At 62.8% G+C, this 17,784-nt stretch carries 13 protein-coding genes; 3 read left to right on the plus strand and 10 right to left on the minus strand.

Annotated features, from left to right (window positions below):
• Window positions 1-68 precede the first annotated feature (68 nt).
• Window positions 69-1,460, minus strand: coding sequence for an adenylosuccinate lyase (purB, locus tag AC1DWQ_RS16455; protein WP_457282439.1), 1,392 nt, complete (start codon window positions 1,458-1,460; stop codon window positions 69-71).
• Between the two features lie 176 nt (window positions 1,461-1,636).
• Here purB and AC1DWQ_RS16460 point away from each other — a divergent pair, with 176 nt between their 5' ends.
• Complete coding sequence (locus AC1DWQ_RS16460) at window positions 1,637-2,254, plus strand: glutathione S-transferase family protein (protein ID WP_457282438.1); 618 nt, start codon at window positions 1,637-1,639, stop codon at window positions 2,252-2,254.
• A 651-nt stretch (window positions 2,255-2,905) separates the two neighbouring features.
• Here AC1DWQ_RS16460 and AC1DWQ_RS16465 read toward each other — a convergent pair.
• On the minus strand, window positions 2,906-3,490 hold the full coding sequence (locus AC1DWQ_RS16465) for a glutathione peroxidase (protein WP_477670749.1): 585 nt from the start codon (window positions 3,488-3,490) through the stop codon (window positions 2,906-2,908).
• Window positions 3,491-3,906: 416 nt separating this feature from the next.
• Here AC1DWQ_RS16465 and AC1DWQ_RS16470 point away from each other — a divergent pair, with 416 nt between their 5' ends.
• Both AC1DWQ_RS16470 and rfaE2 read left to right on the plus strand, forming a co-directional pair.
• Window positions 3,907-4,776 (plus strand): ferritin family protein, encoded by an 870-nt coding sequence (locus tag AC1DWQ_RS16470; protein ID WP_477670609.1) that lies wholly within the window; start codon window positions 3,907-3,909, stop codon window positions 4,774-4,776.
• A 77-nt stretch (window positions 4,777-4,853) separates the two neighbouring features.
• Window positions 4,854-5,360, plus strand: coding sequence for a D-glycero-beta-D-manno-heptose 1-phosphate adenylyltransferase (rfaE2, locus tag AC1DWQ_RS16475; protein ID WP_477670610.1), 507 nt, complete (start codon window positions 4,854-4,856; stop codon window positions 5,358-5,360).
• Between the two features lie 83 nt (window positions 5,361-5,443).
• On the opposite strand, the gene AC1DWQ_RS16480 is transcribed toward rfaE2, so the two are convergent.
• The 8 genes from AC1DWQ_RS16480 to glnE all read right to left on the minus strand — a co-directional run bounded on the left by AC1DWQ_RS16480 (window position 5,444) and on the right by glnE (window position 17,762).
• On the minus strand, window positions 5,444-6,676 hold the full coding sequence (locus tag AC1DWQ_RS16480; protein ID WP_477670611.1) for a beta-ketoacyl-[acyl-carrier-protein] synthase family protein: 1,233 nt from the start codon (window positions 6,674-6,676) through the stop codon (window positions 5,444-5,446).
• 26 nt (window positions 6,677-6,702) lie between these two features.
• Window positions 6,703-6,942: an acyl carrier protein gene (locus tag AC1DWQ_RS16485; protein ID WP_457282434.1), complete on the minus strand. Its 240-nt coding sequence runs from the start codon at window positions 6,940-6,942 to the stop codon at window positions 6,703-6,705.
• A gap of 114 nt (window positions 6,943-7,056) precedes the next feature.
• Window positions 7,057-8,103, minus strand: a complete 1,047-nt coding sequence (locus AC1DWQ_RS16490; protein ID WP_477670612.1) for an SDR family oxidoreductase — start codon at window positions 8,101-8,103, stop codon at window positions 7,057-7,059.
• Between the two features lie 156 nt (window positions 8,104-8,259).
• On the minus strand, window positions 8,260-11,382 hold the full coding sequence (locus AC1DWQ_RS16495) for an efflux RND transporter permease subunit (RefSeq protein ID WP_477670613.1): 3,123 nt from the start codon (window positions 11,380-11,382) through the stop codon (window positions 8,260-8,262).
• A gap of 11 nt (window positions 11,383-11,393) precedes the next feature.
• Complete coding sequence (locus tag AC1DWQ_RS16500) at window positions 11,394-12,593, minus strand: efflux RND transporter periplasmic adaptor subunit (protein ID WP_477670614.1); 1,200 nt, start codon at window positions 12,591-12,593, stop codon at window positions 11,394-11,396.
• A 29-nt stretch (window positions 12,594-12,622) separates the two neighbouring features.
• Entirely contained in the window at window positions 12,623-14,149 is a 1,527-nt protein-coding gene (locus AC1DWQ_RS16505; RefSeq protein WP_477670615.1) for an efflux transporter outer membrane subunit, read from the minus strand.
• Window positions 14,136-14,894 carry a CerR family C-terminal domain-containing protein gene (locus tag AC1DWQ_RS16510; RefSeq protein WP_477670616.1) on the minus strand — a complete coding sequence of 253 codons (759 nt, stop codon included), beginning with the start codon at window positions 14,892-14,894 and terminating at the stop codon, window positions 14,136-14,138. Before AC1DWQ_RS16510 ends, AC1DWQ_RS16505 begins: the two co-directional genes overlap by 14 nt.
• Before the next feature lie 45 nt (window positions 14,895-14,939).
• On the minus strand, window positions 14,940-17,762 hold the full coding sequence (gene glnE / locus AC1DWQ_RS16515; RefSeq protein WP_477670617.1) for a bifunctional [glutamate--ammonia ligase]-adenylyl-L-tyrosine phosphorylase/[glutamate--ammonia-ligase] adenylyltransferase: 2,823 nt from the start codon (window positions 17,760-17,762) through the stop codon (window positions 14,940-14,942).
• Window positions 17,763-17,784 lie beyond the last annotated feature (22 nt).

Genomic DNA, 17,784 nt, shown 5'->3' on the forward strand with positions numbered 1-17,784 from the left:
GCCAGACCGCAGGCGCCGCCCCCTTGCAAGGGGGGGAACAGGCTACACGCAGTGAGCCTGGACGGGGGTTAGACCCGTTTCGCCAGTTCGGCCGCCATGCCGACATAGCTGCCGGGTGTCATCTTCAACAGGCGCTCTTTTTCCGCAGCAGGAATTTCCAGCGAACGGATCAGCGCGTGCAGGTCTTCGGCCTTCACGGTTTTGCCGCGCGTGACTTCCTTCAACTTCTCGTAAGCGCCCTGCACACCGTAACGGCGCATCACCGTCTGGATCGGTTCGGCCAGCACTTCCCAGGAGGCATTCAGGTCGTCGCCCAGCGCTTCGCGGTTGAGTTCGAGCTTGTTCAGCCCCACACCCATTGAGTTGTAGGCCAGCACGGCGTAGCCCAGCGCCACGCCCATGTTGCGCAGCACGGTCGAATCGGTCAGGTCGCGCTGCCAGCGGGAAATCGGCAGCTTTTCGCTCAGGTGGCGCAGCAGCGCATTGGCCAGGCCCAGGTTGCCTTCGGCGTTTTCAAAGTCAATCGGGTTGACCTTGTGCGGCATGGTCGAGGAACCGATCTCGCCGTCTTTCAGGCGCTGCTTGAAGTAGCCCACGCTCACATAACCCCAGATGTCGCGGGCCAGATCGATCAGGATGGTGTTGGTGCGGGCTACCGCGTCAAACAGCTCGGCCATGTAGTCGTGCGGCTCGATCTGGATGCTGTAGGGCTGGAAGGTCAGGCCCAGGCCCAGCGGCTCCGGCGTTTCAATCACGTTGCGGCTGAAGGCCTCCCAGTCGAAGTCGGGCCAGGCCGAGAGATGCGCGTTGTAGTTGCCCACCGCGCCGTTCATCTTGGCCATCAGCTTGATGCCGGCGATCTTGTCACGCGCATTGGCCAGGCGCACCACCACGTTGGCGATTTCCTTGCCGACCGTGGTCGGGCTGGCCGTCTGGCCGTGCGTGCGGCTCAGCATGGGTTCTTCGGCATAGATGTGGGCCATTTCGCGCAGCTGCGCAATGACCTTGTCCAGCGCCGGCAGCACCACCAGGTCGCGGCTGCTTTTAAGCTGCAGCGCGTGGCTGGTGTTGTTGATGTCCTCGCTGGTGCAGGCAAAGTGCACAAATTCGCTGGCGCCCTGCAGCTCCGGCCTGGCTTCGAATTTCGACTTGATCCAGTACTCGACGGCTTTCACGTCGTGGTTGGTAGTCTTTTCGATTTCCTTGATGGCCGACGCATCGGCCTCCGAGAAGTTTTTGACCAGACCCAGCAAATAAGTGCGGGCGCCCGGGCTCAGCGGCTTGAATTCGGCGAATTTGGCATCGGACAGCGCGATGAACCACGCCACTTCGACCTGAACGCGGCGGTGCATATAGCCCTGTTCGGACATCAGGGGGCGTAACTGGTTCAGTTTGTTCGCGTAGCGGCCGTCCAGTGGGGACAGGGCGTTGATCGTGGAAAAAGGGGGAGAGGAGCTCATGGCCCAATTGTAGGCCGGGTGCCTGCCGCGCCCGCCGCGCCGGAAGCCGCTGCCGCAAGCCCGAAAAGATGTGCATATTTGCGAATCTTCTTGCCCGGCACGTTACACCCCCGTCAGCCTGGCTGCCGGCTTACTCGATAGAATGCTCTTCCCCCGGACCACGATCTCACACCATCATGAAACTCATCGGATCCGCTACCAGCCCCTATGTGCGTAAAGTGCGCATAGTGATGGCCGAGAAAAAGCTCGACTACCAGTTCGTCCTGGAAGATGTCTGGGCAGCCAACACCACCATCCAGGCTTCCAACCCGCTCGGCAAGGTGCCCTGCCTGGTCATGGAAGGCGGCGAAGCCGTATTTGATTCCCGTGTCATCGTCGAATACCTCGACACCCTGTCACCTGTCGGCAAGCTTATCCCCAGCCAGGGCCGTGAGCGCGCTGAAGTCAAAACCTGGGAGGCCCTGGCCGACGGCCTGATCGACGCCGCCATCCTGGCGCGCCTCGAAGCCACCTGGGCCGGCCGCAGCGTCAAGCAGCGCAGCGACGCCTGGATCGACCGCCAGATGGGCAAGATCGAAGCCACCCTCAAGGCCATGAGCACCGGCCTGGGCGACAAGTCGTTCTGCAGCGGCATCCACTTCAGCCTGTCCGACGTCGCGGTCGGCTGCGCGCTCGGCTACCTCGACCTGCGTTTTGCGCAAATCAACTGGCGTGAGATGTATCCGAACCTGACCAAGCTGCAGGACAAGCTGATGCAGCGGCCCAGCTTTGCGGAAAGCATTCCGCCGGGCTGATGCGGGTACTGAATGGTGGAGGAGGCGGCTCTTCTCGCCGATGTTCTCGCTGATGCCAAATCACCAAATCGCATACAAACTCAAGACGCCGCCGGCTATTTGCTATGCATTTGGTAGCTGCTTGCGCCCGTCTTTATTGGGCCCTGGCTACTATTCGCGTTTGAAATTGGTTCAAAAACAGGCTCAAGGCCTCTTTCAACGCCTCTTGGGCAGCCCTTTTCAGGTGTTTTGAGGTCGAGACAGCCTGATTTCAGGCGTCAAAATGGCCTCCGACCTAATCAGAGCGAGCGCAAGCAGCTATCAAAATAATAGCGGTTGCGGGGCTTTACGGGTTTCCCGGTCATCACGATGGAAGTTCACCAGGCCATCGGCGGTGAACTTCAGGCGGGCACAACGCATGTGCTGGCCCTGGCCCGGCAAAGGGCCGGAATATAAAAATGCTGCGAAGCGCCCCGGCGCGAACGAGGGAGGGAGGGAGGAGGAGGAGCGCCCCGGGATTGCAGCTGAACCTGGACGGCTCAGAAGGCTTCGCAACAATGAAACTGTTCTCTTGCCAGCGCTACCGGTGAAGGCAAATCGCGCTTGCAGAAGTATGAGAGCACAAGTGCGGGGTAGTTCCCGCAAATAAAAGATCCCTCAGGTAAATTTTTGTTAACGGGCCGCGGGCTTGATGGCCAGCTGTTTTTCGATTTCTTTGACCAGCGCGCCGCCGGCCGGGTCGGCCATGGAGTTGAAGCTGGTGACGCCGACACCATCGCGTGCAATGACGTATTTGTAAAAATTCCAGCGCGGCGTGGTGCCTGTTGTGGCCGCCAGCTTCTGGAACAGGGGATTGGCGTCTTTTCCGGTCACGCTGGTTTTGGTGAACATGGGGAACTTCACGCCGAAGGTGTTTTCGCAGAAGTCCGCGATCTCCTTGTTGCTGCCTGTTTCCTGCGAAAAATCATTGGATGGAAAACCCAGCACCACCAGGCCCCGGTCTTTGTATTTGGCGTAGAGCGCTTCAAGCCCCTGGTACTGCGGGGTAAAGCCGCAGAAGCTGGCAGTGTTGACCACGACCACCACTTGTCCGCTGTATTGGCAGAGCGTCTGCGGCCTTTCGTCTTGCAACCGTAAAAACGTCTGCTGCAGCAGCGCGGGGCAGGTTGCCGGTGCGGGGCCGGCGGACGCTACGGCAGGTGCCGGTGGCGCTGCCAGCGCGCCGCCGGAGGCCAGCAGCGCAGGGGCAGCCAGCATGATCAGCAAAAGGAACTGGGCCGCCCGGCGGGGGGCGCAAGAGATGGCAGTGGCGGTCATTGGCTAAACTCGCGGGCTGGTGATCGGGCTGATTCAGGTTTATTCTGGCGCTGTCATACATGTTTCACAACATGCCCTGACGATACGCCCGTATCGCGGTGAATGGATTCAGCGGGAATTCAGCCCCGGACTATCCAGGGTCTGCATGGCTTTATTTGGCACAATGCAGTCCGAAAAAGAGCACTTGTGTGGTCCAACACGCCGGAATGGGGTCCGAATTACCCTGATTTGCCGGTAAATAGCGCATAAGTCGCCCGTTGTCACATTAGCCGCCTAAAATCGTTACAAGTACCCAGGATGCTCCCGCAGGACATCCGAGGCAGATATATCTGCATATCCCTTGCGAAGGAGTTCTCATGCTTTATCCCGAACTGTTCAAACAACTTGAATCCGTCCGCTGGGACATGGACAAGGACATTCCATGGGCAAGTTTTGACGCGTCCAAGCTGACCGACGAGCAGGCCCAGACCATCAAGATGAATGCCATCACGGAATGGTCTGCGCTGCCCGCCACGGAAATGTTCCTGCGCGACAACAAGGACGACAGCGATTTCTCGGCCTTCATGTCCATCTGGTTTTTTGAAGAGCAAAAACACTCGCTGGTGTTGATGGAATACCTCAAGCGCTTCCGCCCGGACCTCGCTCCCACGGAAAAAGAATTGCACGAAGTGCGTTTCGAGTTCGAACCCGCACCCGCGCTGGAAACGCTGATGCTGCATTTCTGCGGCGAGATCCGCCTGAACCACTGGTACCGCCGCGCCAGCGAATGGCATACCGAACCTGTCATCAAGCAGATTTATACCCAGCTGAGCCAGGACGAAGCCCGCCATGGTGGCGCTTACCTGCGCTACATGAAGCGCGCCATCAACAACTTCGGCAATGAAGCCAAGTCCGCCTTCACCAAGGTGGGCGTGCTGATGGCCAGCGCACGCCGTACCGCCCAGGCGCTGCACCCGACCAACCTGCATGTGAACAAAAGCCTTTTTCCGCGCGACACCATCCAGAGCCGCCTGCCCAACCCCGAGTGGCTGGAGCACTGGCTCGACACGCAGATCAAGTTTGACGCGGTGTGGGAGGGCAAGGTGGTCGAACGCATCCTGCACAACCTGAGTCTGCTGTTGAACCAGAGCTTCAAGACCGTGCAGGAACTGAACCGCTACCGCAAGGAAATTGCCAAGGAACTGGCGGAGTCCATCGCCGCCAAGCCGGCACCTGCCGGCGCCTGATGCACGACGTCCGCTGGCCGGGTGCCTCGGGCGGCAGAAGCCGGGTGGTAACCCGGGCCTTCCGTTAAAGTGGCGGGATGCCCAGCGAGCCCCCTACCCCCTCCTCTACCCACTTCCTGCAAAAAATAGTCCCCCGCGAAGAAGCGCGGCAGCGGCTTGCTTCAATGCCACATCCCATTGTCTTTACCAATGGGGTGTTTGATGTCTTGCACCGCGGGCATGCCACCTACCTGGCCGACGCACGCGCGCTGGGCGCAAGCCTGGTGGTGGCGCTGAACACCGATGCCTCGGCACGGCGGCTGGGCAAGGGCCCTGACCGGCCGCTCAACAACGAACACGACCGCGCCGCCATGATGGCTGCGCTGGAGTCGGTGAGCCTGGTCACCTGGTTTGACGAAGACACGCCGCTGGAGCTGATCCGTGAGCTCCAGCCGGATCTGCTGGTGAAGGGCGGAGACTACGACATGGACAAGCTGGCAGAGACCGCGGTGGTCAAGGCGTATGGCGGCAGCGCCCGGGCGATCCCGTTTGTGGATGGCTATTCGACGACGGCCCTGGTGAAAAAAATCCGCGCTGCGAGTTGATCCACTGATATCCGCCGGTATTGGGTATTGGGTATTGGGTATTGGGGGAGCCCGGCCGGCTTTTCTTCGGAGGGTGGTCGCCCTCAGGCGGACTTCGCCACCAGCACGGCGTTGGAGCCGCCAAAGGCAAACGAGTTGGACATCACCGCGCGCAGGCCCTTGGCATCGCGTGCCGCCAGCGGTATGTAGTCCAGGTCACAACGCGGGTCTGGGTTCACCAGGAAGGCCGTTGGCGGCAGTTGCCCCGCGCGCAGTGCCATCACACTCGCAATGAATTCCATCGCCCCCGCAGCGCCCATGGCGTGCCCGTGCACCCCTTTGCTGGAGCTGATGGGCAGGCGCCCGGCCAGGTCCTTGAAGGCCAGCTTGATGGCGCTGGTTTCGATGACATCACCGACATCGGTGGCGGTTCCGTGGGCATTGAGGTAACCGATGTCGGCGGCCTGCAGTCCCGCGTCTTTCAGCGCCAGCGTCATGGCGAGTGATTGCCCCTGGGCGTCGGGCTGCGTCAGGTGATGGGCGTCGGTGGTGGATGCGTAGCCGCAAAGTTCGGCCAGGATATTGGCGCCGCGCCGTTTGGCGCTTTCCCATTCTTCCAGGACCAACATGGCGGCGCCTTCGGCCAGCACCAGACCGGAGCGGTCAACCGAAAATGGACGGCACGAGGTTTCGGTGCCGTCGGCATGGGGCTTGGCCAGCGTGTGCATGGCTTGCCAGGCCTTGATGGTGCCGCGGTTCAGCAATGCCTCGGAACCCCCGGCCAGCATGGCGTCTGCATAACCGTGGCGGATCTGCCGGAAAGCTTCTCCAATGGAGGTGGCCGACGATGCGCAGGCATTGGAAACCGTGCTGCTGGGGCCCTTCAGCCCGAACTCCATGGACACATGGGCGGCAATGGCGTTGTGCATGGCCAGCACGACCGTCATGGGGCGCAGCCGCGCCACTTTTTGCTCCAGCAATGCCGTGTAAGCCACATCCGTGGATCCTGCGCCGCCGCTGCCTGTGCCCAGCGAGACGCCGAAACGCTCGGGTGCGAAGCCACCCTCAGGGCCCCATCCAGCCTGCGCCATGGCTTCGCGGCCAGCCACCACCGCGAGCTGGCTGACCCGGTCCATGGTCAGGAGACGGGCGCGGGGGAAATGCTGGTCCGGGTCGAACTGGACGGCGCCGGCCAGCACGCTTTCGCTGCCGGTGGGAAAGCCAATGTCAATGCCCCGGATGCCGGAGCGGGCGGAAAGCAGGGACTCGAAGAATGCGGGAGTGCCGGTTCCAACGGCGGAAACAACGCCAAGACCCGTGATGGCTACGCGACGCATGGGCGGTCTGGCGGGCCCGGCAGGGCTCAGGCGGCGGGCTTGCCTGATGGCAGCAGGGGTTCAATCAGCTGGACCATTTCGGCGAGGGTGCGCGGCGGGCTGGCCTGGTCCGGAATCTGAATGCCAAACTGGTCTTCAATCTGGAACAGAAATTCGATGACGGCGAGGGAGTCAAGGCCCAGGCTCTCCAGCGTGGCATCCGGCAGCAGTTTTTCTTCGCTGATGCCAAATGTCTCGGCAAAAAGATTAATCAAATCAGAATTCATCACGAACCAGTAAATATGTAATGCGAACCGCCATTGTCCCACCATCGATATGACGGCCGGCCTCTTCGGGCCTGTAGGGGCATTTTACAAAAGCAGCCGCGTTGTTTTCGTACCTCAGGGCGTGTACATCTGCCTGACGGCGTCCGACAGGCTGAAGGTCCCCAATAATTCACCCAGATAACTAATGGGCGCCGGCGCGACAGCTGCCGCACCAATTTCTGCCCGCAGGCGCGCATTGCTGAACACCGCGTCGGCGGTCAGGAAAGGCAAATACGGCTGCAATGCTTCAAACATCCAGCGTTGGCGGGCAAACTTCGGTGTGGGCACGAAGTCCCTGCCGCGCATTACCATCTTGCCGATGCCGGGCATGCTGGCTTTCAGTTCTTCGGCCAGCGCCGCGAACGTCATGGAGTCTTCGCCCGTGGACACGTGATAGCAATCGTGCCGGAGCTCGTCCTTGAGCAACATCTCGGCGAAGGCGCTTGCGATGAAATCCACCGGCGCGAAGTCAAGTTTGCCCAAGGGGTCCAGCGGCACATCACCAAGTTCGGCCATGACCGGGATGGACCACAACATGTTGCGGGCCAGTTTGGCGTCGTCAATCCCGCGCGACAGCACAATGCCCGGGCGCAAACTCACAAAAGGATGGCCTTTGCCGCGCAGCAGTGTTTCGGCATCGCGTTTGGACCTGATGTAGTCGTTGGCATAGCCGGCAAACGGCATGTCTTCGGTGATCACGCCGCGCGGCTCGGTGGTCACTGCCGCCGTTCCAACAAAAAAACCGCGTTGTGAGGGCCGCAGGTCTTTCAGGATGCCGGAAAAATGCTCGGCGGCCTTGAGATTGATGGGATAGACCCCGGCACCGGGCTTGAACGAGGTACTGGCCGCCGAATGCAGGATGACGTCGGCCGATTGGAGAACTGCCGCGCTGAGGCCAAAACCGGGCTCGACCACATCGCCGGCCTCGGCAGACACCATGTCGGCAAATTCGGGCTTCCAGAGGACGCTCTTTTTCAGGCGATCCAGCAGACGGTCACGGGCCTGGTTCGAATCGGCAGCGCGCACCACAGCAGTGCTGTAAACGCCGCGCGCAGCCAAAAGAAGCATTAATTCGCCGCCAATCAGGCCTGTTGCGCCCGAAAGCAGTACGCGTTTTGACATGTTAAGAAATGTAAAGCTGAACCTGCAAGTATAAGCGAGGGGTATTGGACGGTCAGCCCTAATTCACTCGGACGGACCTGTCCAAATCAGCAAAATTACACGTCTGATCCGCCTTTTACAAAGCGGTACGCGGCTGTATGTGCATTATTTTGCAGCTTATGGGGCGCCTGATTCAGCGGCGGGCTGGCCGTTTTCAGGCTTTTCACTGCCGTGGCCGCGCAATCTTGCCGCCATGCGCTTGATCAGCCGCTCCAGGTCATCGATGTAGGTAAACACGGCAGGCACCACCAGCAGGCTGAGCACGGTGGAGGTGATCAGGCCGCCGATCACCGCGATCGACATCGGTGAGCGAAAGCTGGAGTCGGCCGCGCCGAAGCCCAGGGCAATCGGCATCATGCCCGCGCCCATGGCCAGCGTGGTCATGATGATGGGCCGTGCCCGCTTGTGGCAGGCGTCCAGCAGCGCATCCCAGCGCGACATATTGTGGTCGCGCCGCGCGACGATGGCGTATTCGACCAACAAGATGGAGTTCTTGGTCGCGATTCCCATCAGCATGACGAGACCGATCAGCGAGGGCATGGAAAAGCTCTTCTGTGCGATCAACAGGCCGACAAAGGCGCCGCCTAGCGACAGCGGCAGGGCGGCCAGGATGGTCACCGGGTGCAGGAAATCCTTGAACAGAAGCACCAGCACGATATAGATGCACAGAACGCCGGTCGCCATGGCCAGGATGAAGCTGCCAAACAGTTCGCCCATGACCTCGGCATCGCCGACTTCCACCACCTTGACGCCGGCCGGCAGATTCTTGACGGACGGCAGCAGTTTCACGGCTTCGGTGATGTCCCCCAGCGCCCGGCCCGACAGTTCAATCTCGAACTTGACGTTGCGGGAGCGGTCGTAGCGGTCAATCACGGCCGGGCCGGCCGTGATCTCCAGGCTCGCCACTTGTCCCAACATGACGGGGCCGACGCCCGGCTTGACGCTGGGAACTGCAAGACGCTCCAGCACGCTGAGGTCCTTGCGCGCCGCTTCATCCAGCTTGACGACGATGGGCACCTGCCTCTGCGAAAGGTTGAGCTTGGGCAGCGACTCTTCGTAGTCGCCAACCGTGGCGATGCGCAGGGTTTCACCCATGGCTGAACTGGTCACGCCCAGGTCTGCTGCCCGGGCGAAATCCGGCTTGATGGCAATCTCGGGGCGCACCAGGCTGGCGCTGGACGAGATATTGCCCAGACCGGGAATGGTTCGCAGGTCTTTTTCAATCGCCAGCGCCGCGGTTTGCAGGGCATTGGCATCTTCAGCAGTCAGCATGAGGATGTAAGCCTCTCCCGAGCCGCCCAGCCCCACCTTGCTGCGCACGCCCGGCAGGGCTTCCAGCGCTGTGCGCATCTTGCTTTCAATCCCCTGCTTGCGCGGCCGTTCGCTGCGCTCGTCCAGCAGCACGGTGAGTGTGGCCTTGCGGGTTTCCGCTGCGCCCTGCATCGCGAACGGGTCGGTGCCGGCCGACCCGCCGCCGATGGTGGTGTACACGCTCTTGACGTGCTTGACCTTGCTGATCAGCAATCGCGCATGTTCGGCCGAGGCCCGGGTTTGCGCCAGTGTTGCGCCGGGCGGCAGTTCCAGGTAGACCTGTGTCTGCGAGTTGTCGTCGGGCGGAATGAAACCCGTGGACAACAGCGGGATCAAGGCCACCGAGCCAAAGAAGAACAGCGTGGCCAGGATCATGGTCTTCAGGCGGTGATGCAGACACCAGGTCGTGGCACGCATGTACCACTTCATCCAGCCTGGGTCGGAGTGCGTGCCCACCACGGGCTTGAGGATGTAGGCCGCCATCATGGGAGTCAGCACGCGCGCCACCACCAGCGAGGCAAACACCGCCAGGGAGGCCGTCCAGCCGAATTGCTTGAAGAATTTTCCCGCCACGCCGCTCATGAAGGCGGTGGGAAGGAACACGGCGATCAACGTGAACGTGGTGGCCACCACGGCCAGGCCGATTTCGTCGGCTGCCTCCATGGCGGCTTCGTACGGCGACTTGCCCATGCGCAGGTGCCGCACGATGTTTTCGACCTCGACGATGGCATCGTCGACCAGGATACCGATCACCAGCGACAGCGCGAGCAGGGTGATGACGTTGATCGAAAAGCCGAGCAGGTGCATGCCGATGAAAGCCGGGATCACCGACAGCGGCAACGCCACGGCCGACACAAAGGTGGCGCGCCAGTCGCGCAGGAACAGCCACACCACCAGCACCGCCAGGATGCCGCCTTCGTACAGCAGGTGCATGGAGCCGTCGTACTCTTCCTGCACCGGCGTGACGAAGTTGAAGGCTTCGTGGACTTCCACTTCGGGGTATTGCTGCTTCAGCTCGGCCAGCGCCGCCTGCACGGCGGCGCCGACCGCCACTTCGCTTTCGCCCCGGCTGCGGGACACCTCAAAGCCGACGACAGGCTTGCCGTCGAGCAGCGCGGCGGCGCGCGGTTCTGCGGTCGTGTCGCTCACGGCGGCGACCTCGCTGAGGCGGATACGCCGTCCGTCGCTGAGCGCCAGCTCAAGCTGCGCCAGCTCCTGTGCGGACTTCACCGTCGCCAGCGTCCGCATGGGCTGCTCGCTGCCGCCCAGGTCGGCGCGTCCACCCGCGCTTTCGGTTTGCACCTGCCGCAACTGGCGGGAAATGTCGGAAGCTGTCGCGCCCAGGGCCTGCAGCTTCGAGGGATCCAGCGCGATGCGGACTTCTCGCGAGACGCCGCCCACGCGGTTCACCGCACCGACGCCGCGTACGGCCAGCAGCTTGCGGGAGATGTCGTTGTCGACAAACCAGGACAGCGCTTCCTCGTCCATGCGCGGCGAGCGGATGGTGAAGGCCAGCACCGGCTGGCTGGCCAGGTCCATCTTGCTGACCACCGGATCGCGCACATCGCCGGGCAATTCGCTGCGCACTTTCGACACGGCCGCGCGCACATCGTCCACGGCTTCCTGTACCGGCTTTTCCAGCCGGAATTCGGCGGTCACGCTCACACCGCCGTCCTGCACCTTGGTGTAGATGTGCTTGAGGCCCTGTACGGTGGCAATGGAGTTTTCAAGCTTGCGGGCTACTTCCGTCTCAAGCTGGGCGGGCGCGGCGCCCGGCAGCGATGCCGAGACCGTCACGGTCGGCAGGTCGATGTCGGGAAAGTTTTGCACCTTCATCGCCTTGAACGACAGCATGCCGGCGAACGTCAGCAGCACAAACAGCATGACGGCAGGGATCGGGTTCTTGATTGACCAGGAGGAGACGTTCATCGAGTCGCTCCTTATTTGATAGCTGCTTGCGCACGACTGGCGGTCGCTATAGCCGGATTTGCCGTAATTCCAGGGGTGGCGTCGCTGACCCGGACCAGGTCGCCGTCGTTGAGGAAGCCCGCCCCGCTGACGATCACCCGTGTATCGGCAGCAAGGCCGGAGGTAATTTCGACCCGGTCGCCGGCGAGCCGGCCGGTCTGCACCTTGAGCTGGCTGATGCGGTTGTCCGGGTTGAGGCGAAAGACGTAGTTGAACCCGTCGCGCACGACCAGCGCAGGTTGCGGGACGGTCAGCGCGGACGTGCTGCCCAGATCGAATTCGCCGCGGGCAAACATGCCGGCCTTGGCCGGGGAAGCCATGCCGGCCGAAACGGGAAGGTCCACATAGACCAGCGCCGCGCGGGTCTGCGGGTCCACGCTCGGGGCGATCATGCGCACCCGGCCCTTGAGTTCGGCGCCGCTGGCCGCCACCACGCTGGCGACCGTGCCGGCCTTGATCCGGCCCAGCTCGGCCGAGGTGACTTCCGCGCGCCATTCGAGGCGGCCGCCCCGGATCAGGCGGAACAGCTCGGTGCCTGCCGGCACCACCGAGCCTACCGTTGCGGTGCGTGCGGAGATCACGCCGTTGTCGGGCGCCAGCACCTGCGTGTTTTTACCGCGTACCTGCTGCACCTCAAGGAGCGCCCTGGCCGCCTCGACACGCGCCCTGGCCGTTTGCTCGGCGGTGTTGTACTGGTTGATCTGCTGCTCGCTTAAAGCGCCCGAATTCGCCAGCGTGCGCGCGCGCGCAGCGTTGTCTGCCGCGTCGGCCGCGTTGGCCTGGGCTTCGATCAGGCTGGCTTTGGCCTGGGCCGTGTCCGCCTGCACGCTGTCACCCGAGAACACCGCCAGCACCTGCCCGGCCTTGACCTGGTCGCCCACATTGGCCTGCACCTGCACCAGCCGCAAGCCGTTCGATTCGGAGCCGATCACGGCCTCCTGCCAGGCGGTGATATTGCCGTTGGCGCTCAGTTTCACCGGCAAAGTCACTTGAGACGGCAGCGCGGTGGCGACAGTCAGTGCCGGCTTTGCGGTGACTGCCTTGTCTTCTTTTGCGTTGGCCTTCAGAAGAAAAAAAGCTGCGGCCCCGGCAACGAGCACGGCCCCGGCGATCACAGCGAGAGCGACGGGTTTTAGTTTGAAGTTTGGCATGGTGTTCAAAGGATCTGTCATAAGGTGTGGCAGGGTCGGCAAACCGCGCCTCAGGGGGCGGTGAGGGCAGCAGGGGTGAAAGGTGCCGGCACATCGGAGACCAGCGGCGGCACAGGCGGTTCGGCGGTAGTCCAGCCTCCGCCGAGCGCCCGGTACAGCGCAACCCAGGCGCTGCGCCGGTCACGTTGCAGCGTGACCAGGGCGCTTTGTGCGGCCAGCAGTGTGCGACGGGCGTCTTCAAGTTCGACCAGGCTCGCCAGCCCGCTCTTGTAGCGGGCTTCGGTGCCGACGAACGACGCGCGGTAGCCTTGTGTGGCGATCAATGCATCCTGGCTGCGTTCAGCCGTGCTTTGCAGGTTCACCAGCGCTTCTTCGACTTCCCGTACGGCTTTTCGCACGCTGCCGCGGTATTGGGCTGCGGCATCTTCGTAGCGCGCCTTGGCGGCTTCTACATTGGCTTCGCTGGCGCCGCCGTCAAAGATCGGGATGGTCAGCTGCAGCGGCCCGACGGTCCAGGTGTCAAAGCGCTGCGTGGTACTGGCGGTGTACGACTTGGAGGTCGCAACCGAGCCGCTCAGGTTGAGTCTTGGAAAGCGCTGAGCGCGTGCGCTGCCGACTTCCAGGTGGGCGGCGTCCACTTCGCGTGCCGCATTGAAGATATCGGGCCGCTGGGCCAGCACTTCCGCCGGCACGCTGATGACAGGCGCTACCGATTCCTGTGTCAGGTCGGCCGGTGTGCTGGCCAGTTTTTGCCGCAGTGCGGGCTCATCGATGGCAGTCAGGGCCACCAGTGCCTTGACATCCAGGTCGCACAGTGCGCGCTGCTGGATGGCATTGCTGTTGCCTTCGGCCGCGCTGGCCCTGGCCAATGCGGCGGTGGCGGGCGCCTGAAAACCTGCCCTGGTGCTGAGTTCCGCCAAACGTGCAGTTTCACCCCGGGATGCGGCATCGGAGCGCGCAACCTCGAGCAGCTTTTCGCAAGCGCGCAGGCTGTAGTACTGGGTGGCCACCTCGGCGGCAATCGATACCCGCGCCGAATGCCACAGCGCCTGGGAGCCCTCCAGCCGCTGCTGATCGGCATCCCGGCTCGCGGCGTACTGACCGAAGAGGTCGATCTCCCAGGAGGTCTGCAAACCCACCTGGGCGGTTGTGGCAATCGGTGGCGCTGTACGGTTCACGGGTGCCGAGCGTCCGCGGCTGACGCTGGCGGTGCCATCAAGGGTAGGCAGCATGGCTGCGCCCGAGGCCACGCGTGAAGCCCGCGCCTGCTCAATGTTGGAGCGCGCGGTGGAAACGGTCGGGCTGACCGATTCCGCCGCCATGATCAGTTCCACCAGCAAGGGGTCATTTTGTTGCTGCCACCATTGCGACAGCCCTTTCAGGCTGCCGCCGTGAGGCAATGCTGCTGTGGTGCCCGCCGCCGGCAAAGGCGTTTGCCATTGCGCGGGAATCGAGACGGAAGGTGGTGTGTGCGGATTGTCGGAAGCGCAGCCGCCCAGCAACAGCGCGCATGCGCCGAACAGCGGCGCCGCTGTCAGCAAGCGCAAGCGATCGCGTCCGGAGTCAGTTTTTTTCATGGTGTGCTGTGTTCAATCGCGGCGCCGCGGCCACGGGGTAATCGGAAAGGTGATTTCGGCGTGCCATTTCGACGCCTACCATGGCTTCGGCATACGCCACCAGGCTGACGGCCCACTGTTCCAGGGCTTCAGGTGTTCCGAACAGCTGGGGCCGGATCGCCTCCACGACTTCGCGGCTGAGGAACATCTGAAGTGCCAGCCCGGTGATGGAAAACGCCAGCCTGTGCACCTCGTCGTCGGCTTTGGTGACGTCTAAATGGCGGCAAAGCACAATAACCAGCGCGGTATGCGCCGGCTTGATCCCCTGGTCGATTTCTTCGGCCCACAGGCCTGTGGGTTCCAGCATCTCGCGAAAGTGGAGCTTCATGCACAACTGCACCAGTTCACCTTGGCGTAAAGGTTCTAGGAAGCTCGAAAAAAAGCCTTCAAGGGACTGCCGCAAGGTGAAATGGGGCTGGTTGTACAGCGCAATGTCATCGCGCGCGCTGCCCAGCGGTTCGGTGAAAACGGCCCGGTACAAGCCGGCCTTGTCGCCAAAGTAATAGCTGATCGCCGCCACGTTGGCTCCCGCAGCATGGGCGATATCGCGAATCGAGGTTTTGGCAAACCCTTTTTCGGAAAACAGCCTGAGTGCCGCGAGCAACAGGTGCGCCCTGGCGTGGGCGCCGTCGGAGCGCTGTTTTCGGCTTTCGCCTTCAGGCTTGGCTGAGCGCGAAGGTGTTTGAGAGGGCAGGTCGGGTGTCATGTGCCCGGATTAGAGCACATTAATCAAACAATCGATTGAATTAAATCAATTGTTTGATTTGAAAGTGGCGACCCACAGTTGCTGGATCGCGCCGCGCTCTGCCTCAAGCGCAGGCGGGTTGACCTGGGTGGGTTCTTCGTTGAGGCGTGCGCGGTGCTGGACACGCCGCAGTTCGCGGTAGGCGCTTGCCGCCCGCTGGCCGACGCCGGCCGGCAGCAGGCCGGCCGTTTCTGCGCGTTGCAGGAGCGAGATGTTGCCGACGTTGTCCCTCAATTCCGGGTGCCGGGCTGATTGGGAAAGCACCAGGAACTGCACGGCGAACTCGGCGTCCACCATGCCGCCCGCACTGTGCTTGACGTCAAATTTTTCAGCCTTGAGCGGAGGCGGGCCTGAGACGGATCCGCCTGTGGGGCTCGGCGTTGCATGGAGGCTTTTGACCGGATGGGCGTCGCGAACCTTTTCGCGCATGGCCACAATTTCATTGCGCAGCGCAACGATGTCGCGCGGAGCGGTGATGACGGTCTGCCGGACTTCGTCAAACCGCAGGCGCAGCGACTCGTCACCCAACACGAAGCGCGCACGTGTCATGGCCTGGTGTTCCCAGGTCCAGGCGGTATTGCTGCCGCGCTGCTGCTGGTAGCGGGTATAGGCCTCAAAACTGGTGACCAGCAAGCCTGAATTGCCGTTGGGGCGCAAAGCGGTATCGATTTCAAACAGGTCGCCTTCGCCGGTCTTGATGGTCAACCAGTTGATCAGCTTGCGCACAAATGCCGCATAGACTTCGGGGGCCCGCTCGTCATCGTCCTCATAGACGAACACGATGTCGAGATCGCTGCCGTAACCCAGTTCTTTGCCGCCCAGTTTGCCGTAGGCAATGATGGCGAACTGCGGTGTTTCACGGTGCCGGTTCTTCAGGCGCTGCCAGCACCAGTCGGTGGTGATGCTCAGCACCGCTTCGGCGAGAGCCGTCAGATCATCGGCCACCTGCTCGACGGTGAGTACGTCTTCCAGATCGCGCGCCAGGGTGCGGAACACTTCCGCATGATGGGCGCGGCGCAGCAGGTTCAGGCAGGTTTCCTCGTCGTCCTCGCCGGTGCTCCTGAGCGCGGCCAGGCGCTGTTGCAGGTCCCGCGCGAAGGCCGTGCCGTCAAAGCGTTCCTTGAGCAGCTCGTCGCTGGCCAGTTCATCAATGACGCCGGGGTGCTGTAGCAGGTAGCGCGCGGGCCATTTGGCGGCCCCCAGCAGGCGCAGCAGGCGCTCATGCACCGCGGGCCGTTCCAGCAGCAGCGCCAGGTAGCTCTCCCGCCTCAGGAGCGGCTCTATCCAGTCGATGATGCGCACAGCCGCTTCCTCGGTGACCGTGCCTTCCGCCAGCCAGGCGGCGGTGCGCTGCACCAGCCGCGCCAGGCGGGCGCGGGAATCTTCGCGCAGGGCCAGCACCCTGGGGTGCTGGCGCCACAGCGCCAGGCGGGCGCGAAACTGTTCCGGCCATTGTTCCGACAATTGCTCCAGCACGTCTTCGAGCTGCTGCGGCGCCGCCTTGGCCGTTTTGCCGCAGCCTTTGCAGTCGGGCTTGCCGCCCAGCAGTTTGTCGAATTCCCCGGCCACCAGCTCCCGGTGGGTGTCGAGTTCGCTGAGGAAGAAGCAGCAATTGCTGTAGCCCAGCGTTTCTGCGATCCACGCCAGGTCGTCATCACGCGTGGGCAGGACATGGGTCTGCTGGTCATCGAGGTACTGGATGCGATGCTCCACGCGGCGAAGAAAATCATAGGCGCGTGCCAGCGCATCGGCGGTTTCCTGCAGCATCAGGCCCGCGCGTGCCACGCGCTGCAAGGCGTCTACCGTGGGACGGGTGCGCAGCTCGGGAAACTGTCCGCCGCGCACCACCTGGAGCAATTGCACGGTGAATTCAATTTCGCGAATGCCGCCGCGCGACATCTTCACGTCGTTGGCCCGCTCCGGGTGGCCGGCGCAGCGCTTGGCGGCATGCTCGCGGATTTGCCGGTGCAAGGTGCGCAGCGCATCGAAGACGTTGTAGTCAAGGTAGCGCCTGAACACGAAGGGCAGCACGGAGCCGCGCAGGGCCTGCGCCGAGCCGTCCTGCACGCATTCAAGCGGCGCCACCACCCGGCTCTTGAGCCAGGCAAAGCGTTCCCATTCACGACCCTGTGCTTGGAAATACTCCTCAAGCGCGCTCAGTGAAGTGGCCGCCGGCCCGGAGCTTCCGTTGGGCCGGAGCGCCAGGTCCACCCGAAACACAAAACCATGCTCCGTGGCATCACCAATCAGGCTGAAGACGGCTTTGACCTGGTGCGCGAAGTACTCGTGGTTGGATATCTGCCCGCGGCCATCGCTGCGCCCCCGGGTTTCGCCGTCGTGGTCGTAGACATAGATGAGGTCGATGTCGCTGGAAACGTTGAGTTCACGCGCACCCAGCTTGCCCATGCCCACAACCCACATCCGGGCACGCTCCCCGTCGGGGCCTTGCGGTGCGCCATGCAGCCCGTCAAGTTCGGCTCCCGACTCGCGCATGGCGACATCCAGGGCCAGCTCGGCCAGCTCGGTCATGGCGCAGGTCACTACGGCAAGCGGGGCCTGGCTTTCGAGGGCGCCGTCACAGTCGAGCACCACCAGCCTTTCCATGACCAGCTGGCGAAGCACCCGAAGCGCCGCGCCTGTCGCCATGCCCTGCGCCAGCAGCGCGTCCAGCGCGACCTGCATGGCGGCGCGCACGGGGGCGCCCGCAGGCAGGAGGAGGAGTTGATCAGCGTAGCGGCGGCGGATGCGCTGAACGAACCGTGAATAGTCCGACGCGGCCGGCCCAGCGGCGAGTAAGGTATCAGGGCAGGCGGTTTGAGCGACGGTCATCACACTACTTCACAAAACTTCA

This window comes from Polaromonas sp. P2_G11 (assembly GCF_056403595.1).

Bases quoted from the DNA above. Each gene is read 5' to 3' on its own strand.
- purB (WP_457282439.1), bottom strand. From the start codon at position 1,460: ATGAGCTCCTCTCCCCCTTTTTCCACGATCAACGCCCTGTCCCCACTG.
- AC1DWQ_RS16460 (WP_457282438.1), top strand. From the start codon at position 1,637: ATGAAACTCATCGGATCCGCTACCAGCCCCTATGTGCGTAAAGTGCGC.
- AC1DWQ_RS16465 (WP_477670749.1), bottom strand. From the start codon at position 3,490: ATGCTGGCTGCCCCTGCGCTGCTGGCCTCCGGCGGCGCGCTGGCAGCG.
- AC1DWQ_RS16470 (WP_477670609.1), top strand. From the start codon at position 3,907: ATGCTTTATCCCGAACTGTTCAAACAACTTGAATCCGTCCGCTGGGAC.
- rfaE2 (WP_477670610.1), top strand. From the start codon at position 4,854: ATGCCCAGCGAGCCCCCTACCCCCTCCTCTACCCACTTCCTGCAAAAA.
- AC1DWQ_RS16480 (WP_477670611.1), bottom strand. From the start codon at position 6,676: ATGCGTCGCGTAGCCATCACGGGTCTTGGCGTTGTTTCCGCCGTTGGA.
- AC1DWQ_RS16485 (WP_457282434.1), bottom strand. From the start codon at position 6,942: ATGAATTCTGATTTGATTAATCTTTTTGCCGAGACATTTGGCATCAGC.
- AC1DWQ_RS16490 (WP_477670612.1), bottom strand. From the start codon at position 8,103: ATGTCAAAACGCGTACTGCTTTCGGGCGCAACAGGCCTGATTGGCGGC.
- AC1DWQ_RS16495 (WP_477670613.1), bottom strand. From the start codon at position 11,382: ATGAACGTCTCCTCCTGGTCAATCAAGAACCCGATCCCTGCCGTCATG.
- AC1DWQ_RS16500 (WP_477670614.1), bottom strand. From the start codon at position 12,593: ATGACAGATCCTTTGAACACCATGCCAAACTTCAAACTAAAACCCGTC.
- AC1DWQ_RS16505 (WP_477670615.1), bottom strand. From the start codon at position 14,149: ATGAAAAAAACTGACTCCGGACGCGATCGCTTGCGCTTGCTGACAGCG.
- AC1DWQ_RS16510 (WP_477670616.1), bottom strand. From the start codon at position 14,894: ATGACACCCGACCTGCCCTCTCAAACACCTTCGCGCTCAGCCAAGCCT.
- glnE (WP_477670617.1), bottom strand. From the start codon at position 17,762: ATGACCGTCGCTCAAACCGCCTGCCCTGATACCTTACTCGCCGCTGGG.